The sequence below is a fragment of the Aquamicrobium terrae genome, assembly GCF_052978165.1.
Window position 1 is genome coordinate 1641822 of sequence record NZ_JBRKLZ010000001.1, and the last position, 14407, is coordinate 1656228.

Here is a 14407-nt window from a genome sequence, read left to right on the forward strand (position 1 = left end):
CGAACATGCTGTTCGCACTCATCTGCAGGGACAAGCCGGGCGCGCTGCAAATCCGCCTCGACACCCGCCCCGCCCATCTGGCCTTTCTGGAAGAGCTGAACGCCGGCCAGAAGCTCGCCTTCGCCGGTCCCTTCCTCGATGCCGACGGCAAGCCGGACGGCAGCCTCGTCGTCATCGAGGCGGCCGACAAGGCCGAGGCGCAAGCCCTCGCCGCCCTCGACCCCTATGCCGGCGCCGGCCTGTTCGACAGCGTCGAGGTGCGGGCGTGGAACTGGGTCGTCAACAAGCCGTCGGCCTGACGAGCGGATGAGAGAGGGGCTGACATGAATTACTGGCTGTTCAAATCCGAGCCGTTCAAATTCTCCCTGGACGACCTGAAGAAGAAGGGCAAGAAGGGCGAGCAATGGGACGGCGTGCGCAACTACGCCGCCCGCAACAACATGCGCGCCATGCAGGTCGGCGATCTCGGCTTCTTCTACCACTCCAACGAGGGGCTGAACGTGGTCGGCATCGTCGAGGTCTGCGCGCTTGCCCATCCCGACACCACCACCGACGATCCGCGCTGGGAATGCGTCGACATCCGCTATGTGCGCGACATGCCCAACCCGCCGACGCTGGCCGACATCAAGGCCAATCCGACCCTGTCGGAAATGGCGCTGGTGCGCCTCGGCCGGCTGTCGGTACAGCCGGTTACGCCCGAAGAGTGGCAGGAAGTCTGCCGCATGGGCGGCCTCGTTCCCGCGCCATGAAGCTGACGGCGCGGACGGCTGAACGCTTCATCCGCGCCAACACGGCACTGCTTTCACCCCCGCATGTGCCGGAAATCGCCCTGCACCTCGCCGACGAGGCGCATGATCTGTGGCAGCGCACCGAGGAGGAACTGGCCGAGATCGGCCTGCCGCCGCCGTTCTGGGCCTTTGCCTGGGCCGGCGGACAGGGCCTTGCCCGCCATGTCATCGACCATCCGCAAATCGTGCGCGGCAGGACCGTGCTGGATTTCGCTTCCGGCTCCGGCCTCGTCGCCATCGCCGCGGCGCACGCCGGCGCCTCGCGGGTCACCGCCGCCGACATCGATCCGTTCTGCGAGACGGCGATCCGCCTCAATGCCGAAGCCAACGGCGTTTCCATTGCCTTCGACGGTTCCGACCTCATCGGCACGGATGCGGGATGGGACTTGGTGCTGGCCGGCGACGTGTTCTACGAGAAGCCTTTCGCGGACCGGCTGGTGCCGTGGTTCGAAACGCTCAGCGCACGCGGCGCCGAAATCCTGGTCGGCGATCCGGGCCGCTCCTACCTGCCGAAATCCGGGCTGGAAAAACTGGCCGTCTACGAAGTGCCGGTGACGCGGGCGCTGGAGGACGCCGAGGTCAAGCGCACCACTGTGTGGCGCTTCACCGGCAATTAGGTGGCTCTAGCGAACGACCTTCAGAACCGTGCGCCGCGACAGATGCGGCAAGAGCCGCACCATGTCGCGCCGGCTGATGGCCACGCAGCCCTCGGTCGGCGTGTAGCCCGGCCGCGCCAGATGGAAGAAGATGGCGCTGCCGCAGCCGCGCTTGCGCGGCGCGATGTTCCAGTCCAGCACCAGGCAGGCGTCGTAGAGATGATCGGCGCGCCGCATGGTCTCGTGGCTCGCCTTGCAGGGCAGCCGCACCGGGCGGTTGTAGTTGCGGTCCTGCGGCGCGTCGCACCAGCCGAGACCGGCCTCGATCGCCGCCATCGGCAGGCGCGTCCGGCGCGCCGCCGCGAAATGGTCGTTGCGGAAATAGCCGGACAGGATGCGCATCGCGGCCAGCGGCGTCGCGCCGTCGCCTTCGCGCTTGCGGGAGGTGATGCCGCCCTTGCCGAGCGCGCAGGCAAACACCAGCGGACCGGCCTGCAAAAGCCCTTGCGAGGGCTTGCCCGGCCGCGCCCGCACCACCATGGTGGCAAGGCTGCCGGGGAAAGTTTCTGTCGCGGCATTGCGTCCGCGTATTTTCTTGTATGATCTGGCCACGGAACAAATCAGCGTGATCGGCGATTGAAACGGTCACCATCCGCAAAAAGCCGCATCGGTCAACTGGTGGCCGCAGAGTACCAAGAGCAACGGACTGATCCATGACCTCACGGACCATATTGATTGTCGACGACGACGACGACCTGCGCCAGACGCTGGTGGAGCAACTGTCGCTCTACGAGGAATTCGACGTGCTGCAGGAAGCCAGCGCCGCGCGCGGCATATCGACGGTGCGCAACGGCCTGATAGACCTGCTCATCATGGATATCGGCCTGCCCGACATGGATGGGCGCGAGGCGGTGAAGATGCTGCGCAAGGGCGGCTTCAAGGCGCCCATCATCATGCTGACCGGCCACGATACCGATTCCGACACCATTCTGGGGCTGGAAGCCGGGGCCAACGACTATGTGACCAAGCCCTTCCGTTTCGCGGTGCTGCTGGCCCGCATCCGCGCCCAGCTTCGCCAGCACGAGCAGAGCGAGGACGCCACCTTCTCGGTCGGCCCCTACACTTTCAAGCCCAGCCAGAAGCTGCTCATCGACCAGCGCGGCGGCAAGATCAGGCTGACCGAGAAGGAAGCCGCGATCATCAAATATCTCTACCGCGCCGACCAGAAGGTCGTCACCCGCGACGTGCTGCTGGAAGAGGTGTGGGGCTACAATTCGGGCGTCACCACCCACACGCTCGAAACCCATGTCTATCGCCTGCGCCAGAAGATCGAGCGCGACCCGTCCAATGCCGAGATTCTCGTCACCGAAAGTGGAGGCTACAAGCTGGTTCCTTAATCAATTTGGAGCATGATCCCCGAAAAGTTGCAGACTTTTCGCGCAAGATCATGTGTCAAAAACAAAAACTTGGGGTGAGATGGCGATTCAAGGAAAAGTCGTCTCGCTCTGGAGCATCGGACCGAAAAGTGTAGTCGGCTTTCGGATTATTCCGATGCTCAATCAAAGTGTCAGAGCGTCCTTTGTGCGTCCGAAAGGACGCACGGCGCTCTAAGGTGTACTAACCGATAACGATTCGGGGCGGGTCGTCTGGAGAAGGGGAAAACGGCCTGTCGATACGGGGACATAGCTGATGGCGCTGGATGATGACATCCGCATCCTGTCTGGCGTGGAGCTTTTTGCGGATTTCACGCGGGAACAGTTGCGCCTGCTCGCCTTCGGTGCCGAGACGACGGCGTTGCAGGCCGAGCGCAAGCTCTACCGCGAGGCGGACGAGGCCGACTGCGCCTATATCGTCATCTCCGGCCGCGTGGCCCTCTATCACGAGGACGATCCCGCCCGCACCCCGATTGCCGTGGCCGGCGCGGGGGAGATCCTCGGCGAGATGGCGCTGATCGCCGACACGCGCCGCATGACCAGCGCCTATACCCAGGCCGACACGCAGGTGCTGCGGCTCAACCGCCCCATGTTCCGCCGCATCCTGGAGGAATATCCGGACGTCGCCGTGCATCTGCACGGCCGCATCCTCGACCGCTTCAAGCGGCTGGTCGCGCGGATAGAGGGCATGGCCCCCCGCTTCGACGACTGACCCTTGCCAGTCTCGGCCAAGGGAGCGAAGCGAGCGTGAGCCGGGATCCATGCCGGAACCTTCAAACAGGGCAAACGGCTACAGAAAGCCTGCGCCCCCGAAATCCGGCCCTGTCAGAGATCGAACCGCGCAATCACCGGCACATGGTCGGACGGCCGCTCCCAGCCGCGGGCCTCGCGCAGGATCTCGTAGCCGGCGAAATAGGGCACCAGGTTGGACGAGGACCACACATGGTCGAGGCGCCGGCCGCGATCCGAGACCTCCCAGTCGCGCGCCCGGTAGCTCCACCAGGTGTAGAGCTTCTGCTCATAGGGAATGCCGTGGCGCATCAGGTCGACCCACTCGCCGGCCTCGCGCATCGCCTCGAAGCTGGTCGTCTCGACCGGCGTGTGGCTGACCACCTTGAGCAATTGCTTGTGCGACCAGACATCGTGCTCCAGCGGCGCGATGTTGAGGTCGCCGACCAGGATGGAACCCGACACCTCGTCATGGGCGGCGCGGATGGCGCGCATTTCCTCGACGAAGTCGAGCTTGTGCCGGAACTTGCGGTTGATCTCGGGATCGGGCTCGTCACCGCCGGCCGGCACGTAGAAATTGTGCAGCAGGATCTTCCGCGATCCGGCATCGAGCGTCACCGAGACATGGCGGCTGTCCTCGATCTCGCAGAAGCGCCGCTTCTCCACAATCTCCAACGGCCGCCGCGCGATGGTGGCGACGCCGTGATAGCCCTTCTGGCCATGGATGGCGAAATGCTCATAGCCGAGCTTGCGGAAAGGCTTGAGCGGAAACAGGTCGTCCGGGCACTTGGTTTCCTGCAGGCACAGCACGTCCGGCTGGTACCGCTCCAGGAAATGCTCGACCAGCGGCATGCGCAGGCGCACGGAGTTGATGTTCCAGGTGGCAAGGGCGAACGACATGGCGCGGACCATGTCAGCGCCGCGCCCCAAAAACAAGCCGGGGCGCGCTTTGCCGCACGCCCCGTCACAATTTCCACAGGTGCTGCCGCCTTACGGACCCTTGCTGTTGAGCACGCGGTTGGCGCGATAGTCGATGGCGAAGGTGTCGGCGGCGAAGCGCACGCCTTCCTGCACGTTGAAGATCATCACCGTGGTGTCCTTGCCCTGCGCATCGGTGATGGTCCACTGGCGCAGTTCATAGGTCTTCGGATCGAACATCATGGTGATCATGGCATTGCCGAACACCGATTTGTCGGCAAGCTGGATGGTGGTGAGGTCGTCTTCCTGCTTGACGCTCCGGACCTTGTCGCCCGACAGGTCGATGCGGTTGTCGAGCAGCAGCTTGAGCGGCGTCTTCGACAGCGGATAGAGGTCGGAGGTGCGCAGCTTCTGGTTGAGGATGACCACCGACTTGCCGTCGGCGATCACCCGGAACTTCGAGGCCCCCTCATAGTTGAAGCGAATCTTGCCCGGCCGTTCGAGGAAGAACTTGCCGCCGGTCTGTTCGCCCTTGGGGCCGAACTGCACGAACTCGCCCGCCATCGACTTCACCGACGAGAAATGGTCGGCGATGCGTTGCGCCGCCTCGGGAACGGCGGCCTGGGCCGAAGCGAGCAGATGGAAGCCGGGCACGACATTGAGCGCGGCGGCGCCGGCGAACGCCAGTCCGAGTCCAAGAAACTGGCGGCGCGAGGGAGTGCTGTCGGCAATCGCGGCAAAGGTCTGTTTCATCGTTCGTCTCGCTCTCGTCTCGTCTGCCCTTCGAAATTCCGTATCTGCTTTCAGTTGGGCTTAAGTTTGACCGGGCCGGAAAGTTCCATGAAGCTGGTCAGAACTTGTCCTCCTCGGTCGGCACCAGGATCTCGCGCTTGCCGGCATGGTTGGCCGGCCCGACGATCCCCTCCTGCTCCATGCGCTCGATGATCGAGGCGGCACGGTTGTAGCCGATGCCGAGACGACGCTGGATGTAGGAGGTCGAAGCCTTGCCGTCGCGCAGCACCACCGCCACAGCCTGGTCGTAGGGATCGTCCGAATCCTCGAAATTGCCGCCGCCGCCCGAGCCGCCCTTGCCGGAAAGCTCGTCGTCGTCCTCGTCGTCCTCGGTGATGGCATCGAGATATTGCGGCACGCCCTGAAGCTTGAGGTGGCCCACCACCTTCTCGACCTCGTCGTCGGAGACGAAGGGGCCGTGCACGCGCTGGATGCGGCCGCCGCCGGCCATATAGAGCATGTCGCCCATGCCCAGGAGCTGTTCCGCTCCCTGTTCGCCAAGGATGGTGCGGCTGTCGATCTTCGACGTCACCTGGAAGGAGATGCGGGTCGGGAAATTGGCCTTGATGGTGCCGGTGATGACATCCACCGACGGGCGCTGGGTAGCCATGATGACGTGGATGCCGGCCGCGCGCGCCATCTGGGCCAGCCGCTGCACCGCGCCTTCGATGTCCTTGCCGGCGACCATCATCAGGTCGGCCATCTCGTCGATGATGACGACGATATAGGGCATCGGCTCGAGGTCGAGATGCTCGGTCTCGTAGATCGCCTCGCCGGTCTCGCGGTCGAAGCCGGTCTGCACCGTGCGGGTGATCTGCTCGCCCTTCTTCTGCGCCTGGCCGACGCGGGCATTGAAGCCGTCGATGTTGCGCACGCCGAGCTTGGACATCTTGCGGTAGCGGTCTTCCATCTCCCGCACCGTCCATTTCAGCGCCACCACCGCCTTCTTCGGGTCGGTGACGACGGGGGTCAGAAGATGCGGGATGCCGTCATAGACCGACAGTTCCAGCATCTTCGGGTCGATCATGATCAGGCGGCACTGCTCCGGCGTCATGCGGTAGAGCAGCGACAGGATCATGGTGTTGATGGCGACCGACTTGCCCGAGCCGGTGGTGCCCGCGACCAGCACGTGCGGCATCTTGGCGATATCGACGATCACCGCCTCGCCGTTGATGGTCTTGCCGAGCGCCAGCGCCAGCTTGGCCTTGCTGGTCTCGAAATCGCGGCTGGCGAGGATTTCGCGCAGGTAGACCGTCTCGCGCCGGGAATTCGGCAGCTCGATGCCGATGGCGTTGCGGCCCGGCACCACGGCGACGCGCGCGGCGATGGCGCTCATCGAGCGGGCGATGTCGTCGGCCAGGCCGATGACGCGGCTCGACTTGATGCCCGGCGCCGGCTCCAGTTCGTACAGCGTGACCACCGGACCGGGCCGAACCTGGATGATCTCGCCCTTGACGCCGAAATCCTCCAGCACGCCTTCCAAAAGGCGCGCGTTCTGCTCCAGCGCATCCGCCGACAGGCTGGGGTCACGCACCACATTGGGCGGGTTGGACAGGAAATGCAGCGACGGCATTTCAAAGGCGTGCGAGCCGATCAGCGAGGTCTGCGCCTCGCGCTGCACGCGCGCCCCGGGCGCCGGCCGGGGAGCAGGCGCCGCCACCCGCGCAGCCCCTTCCGGCGAGCGGAAGGACTGGACATGGGTGGCCTGCCCCGGGGCGGGCGGCACGTCACCAAAATAGTGGTCGCCTTCGTCGCCATCGTCGAAGAAATCGCTGTCATGCGGATCGAGCGAGGGCGCGCGCTGCTGCTTGACCATCTCGGCGAAGAATTCGGGCTCGACGCGGGCGCGGCCGCCATGGCTCATGCGCATTTCTTCCAGCTCGGCCGATTCGACCCGTTCCGCCGCCTGGCGCCAGGCGCTGGCGCGCGGCTGCATCGGCGGCTCGAGATAGTCGTCATGCGCGGCGCGCTTCGGCGCATGACGGTGCATCCACGCCCGGGCCGACAGCCACCAATGGGCGAGCACGCCCAGCAGCAGGCTGCCGCGCCCGTCCTCCTCGTCCTCGTCCTTCTCGAACAGGACCGAATCGGCATCGGCCACCTCTTCCTCGTCGTCGGGTTCCATGACGGCGAATCCGTTGCGGCGCGCGATCAGGGCCGAGCCATAGGCGAACAGCCACAGCGCCGGCGCCGCCAGCACGATGGCGATACCCGTCGCGAACAACCCGCTCGGATAGCCGCCGATGAACATGCCGGGAATTTTCAGAACCATGTCGCCGAACACGCCGCCGAGGCCGGTCGGCAGCGGCCAGGTCGGCGGCGGGGTGACGCAGCCGGCCATGGCGGCGGCAAGCAGGGAGAAGCCGAACCAGCCGAGCGCCCGCTTCGGCAGACGGTCGACGCCGCGGGCGGAAAACAGAAGGAAGCCCCAGACCACGGCCGGCACCAGCCCCGCGACGGCGGCAAGGCCGAAGAACTGCATGGCGAGATCGGAGAACACCGCGCCCGCATAGCCCATGGCGTTGGTGACTTCATTGTCGGTGGCATGGCTGAAGCTGGGATCGGCGACGTTCCACGTCGCCAGGCTGGCGACGCCGAAGGCGACAAAGCAAAACAGCGCGATTCCCGTGGCCCGGCCGGCCTGCCGGCGCGCGAATGCCTGCAAGCCGCCATAGGCCGGTTCTTCCAGCGCAAGCCGTGCGGTAGCCCCTGAACGCATGAATTGATCCTCGTCGGTCGCGATGCGCCGGCATGACTGCCGGTCAGACTCTGAGGCTCAAACTAGCGAGGGGATGGTTAAAGCCGCATTAACCATGCAGCGCGGACTGCGGAGAAGACGCCTTTGAGAGGCCCCATCTCCTATCGGCCCCCTTGTAAGGAGGGATCAGGGGACAGCACAGATGACGACGGGTAAAGGCTCCTCACCGTCTCGCTACGCTCGGCACCTCTTCCCCGAGGAAGGAACTTAAGCTGGAAAAACGCCCATGCCAATTCTTCTTCCTCGCGAAGGAAGATAGCCAAGAAGCAGCCGGAGAGAGAAAGGCGACAAAAAAGAAAGAACCCGGCAGTTGCCTGCCGGGTTCTTCTGTTCAGACGGTAAGACCGATCTTAGAACGAACGCTGGAAGCGGAGGTAACCACCCCAACCGTCGTCGCCGTCGTAGTCAGCATAGGTGACTTCCGGACGGATGTTGAAGCCCGGGACGAGTTCGTAGTTGACGCCAACGGCAGCGCCGAAGTTGTCGCCATCGTCATAGGCAAGCTGGACGTCCAGAGCGGCCTTCTCGGTGAAGCGGTACTGACCACCACCCCAGATGGCCCAGTCGCCTTCCCAAGTCGCATAGTAGCTGCCATTGTCACCGTCGGTCAGACCGCCCATAACCCAGAGCGACAGAGCTTCATTGACGCTGACGTCGACGCGAAGCTTACCGGCAACTTCGCCGTAAACGGCATCATAGCCGACAACACCGGCGATCTTGCCCCAGCCCTGCGTGAACGAGGCACCAGCCACGACGTGCGGGACATAGGAGTCAAGCGTGAAGTCGCCCGAACCCTCTTCCACGCCAACCGTAGCGGAGAAGCCATTGCCGGCGTCGAAGGTGTAGGCGATCAGGTGGGTCTTGCCCGGGGTGTAGTTGACGCCGATATCATCGTTGATGACGGAGCCGGCCGAATCGGTCAGCGTCTCGAACAGCGAGTCGGTGTAGGCGATGGTCAGGCCGCCAAGCTGAATGATGGCGTGCTCAAGAACCACATCAGTTCCGGTATTCGTCCAAGGCTCGTAGACATCAGTGCCGATCGTACGGCTGGTTTCGAACGAATCGCGCTGCAAATAGGTTGCGATGTAACCACGCAGAGTGCCGTATTCGGTCTCCGAACGGGCATCCAGGGTGATCTGGGCGCGCATGCGCTTGAAGTAGGTGTCATTGACGTCAACGTCGAGAGGATCGACGCCATTGAAGGCATCTTCCTTATCGACGCTTCTCAGGCCGTGGTTGTCACCAATGCCGATGTCATAGCGCAGATAGCCGCCGATCTTCAGGCAGGTCTCGGTGCCCGGGATGTAGTAGTAGCCAGCGCCGTAGACGTCGCAGATGCGGACGTATTCAGCGGGTTCCGGCTCGGCCACGACAATAGCGTCGGCGGCGCGCGCACCGGAGACTGCGACGAGAGCCGCAGCGGAGCCGAGAAGAAGGCTCTTGATGTTCATTTTCTGACCTCCAGTCAAAAGTTCAAAAACGGGTCTGGGCTATTCTTTGCTGAAGGACAGCGTTCCCTGCCCCATCCCCACTACTGAAAAAGACGCGCACCGCGCCTCTCCTTCGAAACCGACATTACCCATCGGGCCGCCGCGTTCAACAACGAACGCAACCCATGACAACCTCTGCGGCTGCTATCCGAAAGGTGTGTTGCAGAAACGCCACGATTTTGCCGGGCGCGGAAACCACTTGTTAACCATCGCGGCCTTGCGCGGGGAAAATCCGGGCGGCCGAGGCCTCGAATCGGACCGGAATCAGCAAAAAAAGAAGGGCCGGACGAGCCGGCCCCGAAGAACGCCGCGACACGATCGCGACTCACCCACTTCTTTATGCTCCCTTTCGGGATGTTCCCCTGTGGTGGTTTATGAGTGATAGGCCACCTCGCCATGGGCGCTGATGTCCAGCCCCTGCCTTTCGTCTTCCGGCCTGGGCCGCAGCCCGACGGCGATGTCGACCACCTTGTAGAGTATGGCCGAAACGACGCCGCACCAGACGATGGTGACCAGAACGGCGAGGATCTGCGTCCACACCTGCCCGGCCATGGACACACCTTCCGCATAGCCGACGCCGCCGAGCGAGGAGGAGGCGAGGAAGCCGGTGCCGATGGCCCCGACAAGGCCGCCGATGCCGTGCACGCCGAACACGTCGAGCGAATCGTCATAGCCGAGCCTGATCTTGACCACGGCGACGAACCAGTAGCAGACGGCCGAGGCCACGGCGCCGAGCACGATGGCGCCCACAGGGCCGACGAATCCGGCTGCGGGCGTCACCGCCACCAAGCCGGCGATGATGCCGGAGGCCGCGCCCAGCATCGAGGCCTTGCCGCGCGCCACCGTTTCCACGACCGCCCAGGAGATCGCCGCGCCGGCGGTGGCCGTCAGCGTGTTGATCATGGCCAGCGCCGCGGTGCCGTTGGCGGCCAGCGCCGAGCCGGCGTTGAAGCCGAACCAGCCCACCCACAGGATCGAGGCGCCGATCATGGTCAGCGGCAGCGAATGCGGGGCCATGTTGTCACGGCCGTAGCCGTCGCGCTTGCCGACCATCAGCGCCCCCACCAGCGCCGCCACGCCGGCATTGATGTGGACCACCGTGCCGCCGGCGAAGTCGAGCGCGCCCCAGCCGAAGATCAGGCCGCTGGAATCCCAGACCATATGGGCGATCGGGAAATAGACGAGGCTCACCCACAGCACCACGAACAAAAGCAGGGCGGAGAATTTGATCCGCTCGGCGAAGGCGCCGACAATCAGCGCCGGAGTGATGCAGGCGAAGGTCATCTGGAAGCAGGCGAAGACCAGTTCCGGGATGCTGCCCGATTCCGATTCGGGCCCGACACCAATAAGGAACAGCTTGCCGAGCCCGCCCCAATAGGGGCTGGTGCCGCCGCCGAAGGCAAAGGAATAGCCCCACAGCACCCACACCACGATGACAGTGGCGGTGATCATGGTGCACTGCATGAGCACCGACAGCACGTTCTTGGCTCGCACCAGACCGCCATAGAACAGCGCGAGGCCGGGCAGGATCATGAACAGGACGAGGATGGTGGACACCAGCATCCAGGCGGTGTCGCCGCTGTCGAGCGCGGAGGTGGGAGGGGCAGCCGCCTCGGGCGCGGCCTCCTGCGCCGACACCGCCAGCGCGAGGGCCGGCAGGACGAGCGGGGCCAGAACGCCCGCACGGCCGAAAGTGGAAGGAAACTTCATTGATCTCTCCATGGTGAATCGCCGCGCCCGCTCACAAGGCGTCGGTGTCGGTTTCGCCGGTGCGGATGCGCACGGCCTGATCGATGCCGAAGACGAAGATCTTGCCGTCGCCGATCTGGCCCGTGCGGGCAGCGGCGCGGATGGCCTCGACGGCCTTGTCGGCAAGATCGCCGGCGACCGCGACCTCGATCTTGAGTTTCGGCAGGAAGCTCACGGCATATTCGGCACCGCGATAGATTTCGGTATGCCCCTTCTGGCGCCCGTAGCCCTTGACCTCGGTGACGGTCAGGCCCTCGATACCGAGCGCCGTCAGCGCCTCGCGCACCTCGTCGAGCTTGAACGGCTTGATGACAGCCATCACGATTTTCATCAGCTTCACCCTCTGCTGGCACCGGCCCGACGCGGGCCGGCGGCACAAAGGGCCAATCAAGCTCCATGCCAATTGCGCAAACGGAAGCTCAAGCTGCTGATTTCAAAGGGATAAAATTTTCCACCCGGCGCCCATGACGCCGATGGGCATACGGCGTTAGCCTAAATTTTAGGCAGATTCGTCGACATGCACAGAATCAAGGCTGATGCGACAGCCGGTGTCCCCTCACGGCCGGGCTGCAAAGGCGCCGGCACAGCGGCCAGCCTCCCCTACTGCCCTATTCCCCTACTCCCTTACCCCTACCCCCTCCGCAACCGAATCAGCCCCTCCTGCGCCACCGAGGCGATCAGCGTGCCGTCGCGGGCGAACAGCGCGCCGCGGGTGAAGCCGCGCGCGCCCTGCGTCGAGGGGCTGTCCTGCGTGTACAGGATCCAGTTGTCCAGCGCGTTGGGCCGGTGGAACCACATGGCATGGTCGAGGCTGGCCGCCTGGATGTCGCGGTCGAAGACGGCGCGGCCATGGGCGAAGGTGGAGGTGTCGAGCAGCGTCATGTCGGACAGATAGGCCAGCACCGCCGATTGCAGGGCGCGGTCGGCCGGCACCGGCCCGCTGGTGCGGATCCAGATGTTCTGCTTCGGCTCCAGCTTCTCGCGGCTGGTATAGTGCTTGAGCATCACCGGCTTCATCTCCACCGGGCGCGGGCGCTCCCAGTAGCGGCGGATGCCCTCCGGCACGTTCTCGCCGAACCGACCGATCAGTTCCTTCTGCGACATCAGCGTGTCCGGCTCGGGCACGTCGAGCGGCATCGGCACCTGATGCTCCAGCCCCTCCTCGTCGTGCTGGAACGACGCCTCCAGCGAAAAGATGGCATGGCCGTGCTGGATCGCCACCACGCGCCGCGTGGTGAAGGAACCGCCGTCGCGGATGCGGTCGACCTCGTAGACGATGGGCAGCTTGGTGTCGCCCGGACGCATGAAATAGCCGTGCAGCGAATGCACGTGCCGGTCCGGTTCGACCGTGCGCTGGGCGGCGACCAGCGCCTGGGCGATGGTCTGTCCGCCGAACACGCGCTGCCAGTCGCTTTCCGGGCTGCGGCCCCGGAACAGATTGTGCTCCAGTTGCTCGAGGTCGAGGATGGAAAGAAGCTCGTCCATGGCCGCCGTCATGATTCACGCCTTTTCGCAATCAGGATGAAGCCGGTTTCGAACAGCCATGGCGGCCCGTCAAGTGGAGGCAAGGCTAATGGCTTACAGGACAGGGGATGCCATGTCGCTTCCTTCGCGGTTCGCCTCGGTTTCTCCCTGGGTGTGATCCCCACCCCTGCCCCCTCCCCACAAGGGGAAGGGGGACGATTGCATCATCGCCGCAGACCAAACGGTCGATGTTTGATCCGGCAGGGCCGCTGCCGGATTCGCCTCCCCCTTGTGGAGAGAGGTCAGGGATGGAGATAACCTTCGCAAAAGAATGCAGACCGGCCTGAATGATACCGATATTCAGAGGAATAATTCCCAACAGGCGGGCTGCATTTGGTAGGTATGGGTAAAAGACAGCCGCAGCAGGAGCCGGGAATGCCCGATCAATCATCGAAACTCGACGTGCTGATCGCCGGTGCCGGCTATGTCGGGCTGGCCAGCGCCGTCTCGATCAAGCAGGCAAGGCCGAGCCTCGCGGTGGCGGTGGTCGACGCCGCCCCGCCGGATGTGTGGCAGAAGGACGGCCGCGCCTCGGCCATCGCCGCCGCCGCCTGCCGCATGCTGGAGCAGCTCGACGTCTGGCACCGCATCGAGCCCGAGGCGCAGGCGATCACCGAAATGATCATCACCGATTCGCGCACCGGCGACCCGGTGCGGCCGGTGTTCCTCACCTTCGACGGCGAGGTGGCGCCGGGCGAGCCCTTCGCCCACATGATCGCCAATTGCGACCTCAACCGCGCCCTGCGCGAGCGCGCCGCCGAACTCGGCATCGACATCATCCAGGGCGTCGGCGTGCAGGGCTTCGAGACCGACGGCGGCGGCATCACCGTGCATCTGGCCGACGGGGCGACGCTGCGCGCCCGCCTTCTGGTGGCGGCCGACGGCGTGCGCTCGAAGCTGCGCGACATGGCCGGCATCAAGACCGTGCACTGGGACTATGGCCAGTCCGGCATCGTCTGCACCGTGGCGCATGAGCGCCCGCACAACGGCCGCGCGGTGGAGCATTTCTTCCCGGCCGGGCCTTTCGCCATACTGCCCTTGAAGGGTAACCGCTCGTCGCTGGTGTGGGCCGAGCGCACCGAGGAGGCCGAGCGGCTCGTCAAGGGCGACGAGATGATCTTCGAGGCCGAGTTGGAGCGCCGTTTCGGGCTGGAGCTGGGCGAGATCCGCGTCGAGGACAAGCCCCGCGCCTGGCCTCTCGGCCTCACCCTGTCGCGCAGCTTCGTCGCGCCGCGCGTGGCGCTGGCCGGCGACGCCGCCCACGGCATCCACCCCATCGCCGGCCAGGGGCTCAACCTCGGCTTCAAAGACGTGGCGGCACTGGCCGAGGTGATCGTCGAGGCCGACCGGCTGGGCCAGGACATCGGCGCCCTCGACGTGCTGGAGCGCTACCAGCAATGGCGCCGCTTCGACACGGTGCAGATGGGCGTGACCACCGATGTGCTGACGCGGCTGTTCTCCAACGACGTCGCACCCGTGCGCGCGGCGCGCGACTTCGGCCTCGGCCTCGTCGAGCGCCTGCCGCGCCTGAAGGATTTCTTCATCCGCCAGGCGGCCGGCCTGTCCGGCAACACGCCGCGGCTGTTGAAGGGCGAGCCGATCTGAACTGATTTTCCATCCAGTCCTGCTG

General features: G+C 64.9%; 14 protein-coding genes. 6 read left to right on the plus strand and 8 right to left on the minus strand.

The annotated features are described in order from the left end of the window. Positions 1-5 precede the first annotated feature (5 nt). From ACVCNR_RS08270 to ACVCNR_RS08280, 3 genes are read left to right on the plus strand one after another with little or no spacing between them, the layout of a single operon-like run. On the plus strand, positions 6-299 hold the full coding sequence (locus ACVCNR_RS08270) for a YciI-like protein (protein WP_447074342.1): 294 nt from the start codon (positions 6-8) through the stop codon (positions 297-299). Between the two features lie 24 nt (positions 300-323). Next, positions 324-749 carry an EVE domain-containing protein gene (locus ACVCNR_RS08275; protein WP_447074344.1) on the plus strand — a complete coding sequence of 142 codons (426 nt, stop codon included), beginning with the start codon at positions 324-326 and terminating at the stop codon, positions 747-749. Beyond that, entirely contained in the window at positions 746-1405 is a 660-nt protein-coding gene (locus ACVCNR_RS08280; RefSeq protein ID WP_447074345.1) for a class I SAM-dependent methyltransferase, read from the plus strand. The genes ACVCNR_RS08275 and ACVCNR_RS08280 overlap by 4 nt, the downstream gene beginning before the upstream one ends. Positions 1406-1411: 6 nt before the next feature. Here the strand turns inward: ACVCNR_RS08280 and ACVCNR_RS08285 are convergent, their stop codons facing one another. Next, positions 1412-2008 carry a L,D-transpeptidase family protein gene (locus ACVCNR_RS08285; RefSeq protein WP_447075659.1) on the minus strand — a complete coding sequence of 199 codons (597 nt, stop codon included), beginning with the start codon at positions 2006-2008 and terminating at the stop codon, positions 1412-1414. 89 nt (positions 2009-2097) lie between these two features. Here ACVCNR_RS08285 and ACVCNR_RS08290 point away from each other — a divergent pair, with 89 nt between their 5' ends. Continuing rightward, a complete protein-coding gene (locus ACVCNR_RS08290; protein ID WP_354199784.1) occupies positions 2098-2781 on the plus strand; it encodes a response regulator transcription factor in 684 nt (227 codons plus the stop codon). Between the two features lie 292 nt (positions 2782-3073). After that, positions 3074-3529: a cyclic nucleotide-binding domain-containing protein gene (locus ACVCNR_RS08295; protein ID WP_447074347.1), complete on the plus strand. Its 456-nt coding sequence runs from the start codon at positions 3074-3076 to the stop codon at positions 3527-3529. 113 nt (positions 3530-3642) lie between these two features. On the opposite strand, the gene ACVCNR_RS08300 is transcribed toward ACVCNR_RS08295, so the two are convergent. The 7 genes from ACVCNR_RS08300 to tesB form a co-directional block, all read right to left on the minus strand. Continuing rightward, the gene (locus ACVCNR_RS08300; RefSeq protein WP_354199782.1) at positions 3643-4446 is read right to left on the minus strand and encodes an exodeoxyribonuclease III; all 804 of its coding nucleotides are present in this window, start codon (positions 4444-4446) and stop codon (positions 3643-3645) included. Positions 4447-4536: 90 nt separating this feature from the next. Then, the gene (locus ACVCNR_RS08305; protein WP_354199781.1) at positions 4537-5217 is read right to left on the minus strand and encodes an outer membrane lipoprotein carrier protein LolA; all 681 of its coding nucleotides are present in this window, start codon (positions 5215-5217) and stop codon (positions 4537-4539) included. Between the two features lie 97 nt (positions 5218-5314). Continuing rightward, positions 5315-7975 (minus strand): DNA translocase FtsK, encoded by a 2661-nt coding sequence (locus ACVCNR_RS08310; protein WP_447074350.1) that lies wholly within the window; start codon positions 7973-7975, stop codon positions 5315-5317. 389 nt (positions 7976-8364) lie between these two features. Further along, complete coding sequence (locus tag ACVCNR_RS08315) at positions 8365-9465, minus strand: porin (protein WP_447074351.1); 1101 nt, start codon at positions 9463-9465, stop codon at positions 8365-8367. 411 nt (positions 9466-9876) lie between these two features. Beyond that, positions 9877-11214 (minus strand): ammonium transporter, encoded by a 1338-nt coding sequence (locus ACVCNR_RS08320; RefSeq protein WP_447074353.1) that lies wholly within the window; start codon positions 11212-11214, stop codon positions 9877-9879. Between the two features lie 31 nt (positions 11215-11245). Continuing rightward, positions 11246-11584 (minus strand): P-II family nitrogen regulator, encoded by a 339-nt coding sequence (locus ACVCNR_RS08325; protein WP_354199778.1) that lies wholly within the window; start codon positions 11582-11584, stop codon positions 11246-11248. A 299-nt stretch (positions 11585-11883) separates the two neighbouring features. Then, a complete protein-coding gene (gene tesB, locus ACVCNR_RS08330; RefSeq protein ID WP_447074355.1) occupies positions 11884-12750 on the minus strand; it encodes an acyl-CoA thioesterase II in 867 nt (288 codons plus the stop codon). A 402-nt stretch (positions 12751-13152) separates the two neighbouring features. Here tesB and ACVCNR_RS08335 point away from each other — a divergent pair, with 402 nt between their 5' ends. Then, positions 13153-14382, plus strand: coding sequence for a ubiquinone biosynthesis hydroxylase (locus ACVCNR_RS08335; RefSeq protein ID WP_447074357.1), 1230 nt, complete (start codon positions 13153-13155; stop codon positions 14380-14382). Positions 14383-14407 lie beyond the last annotated feature (25 nt).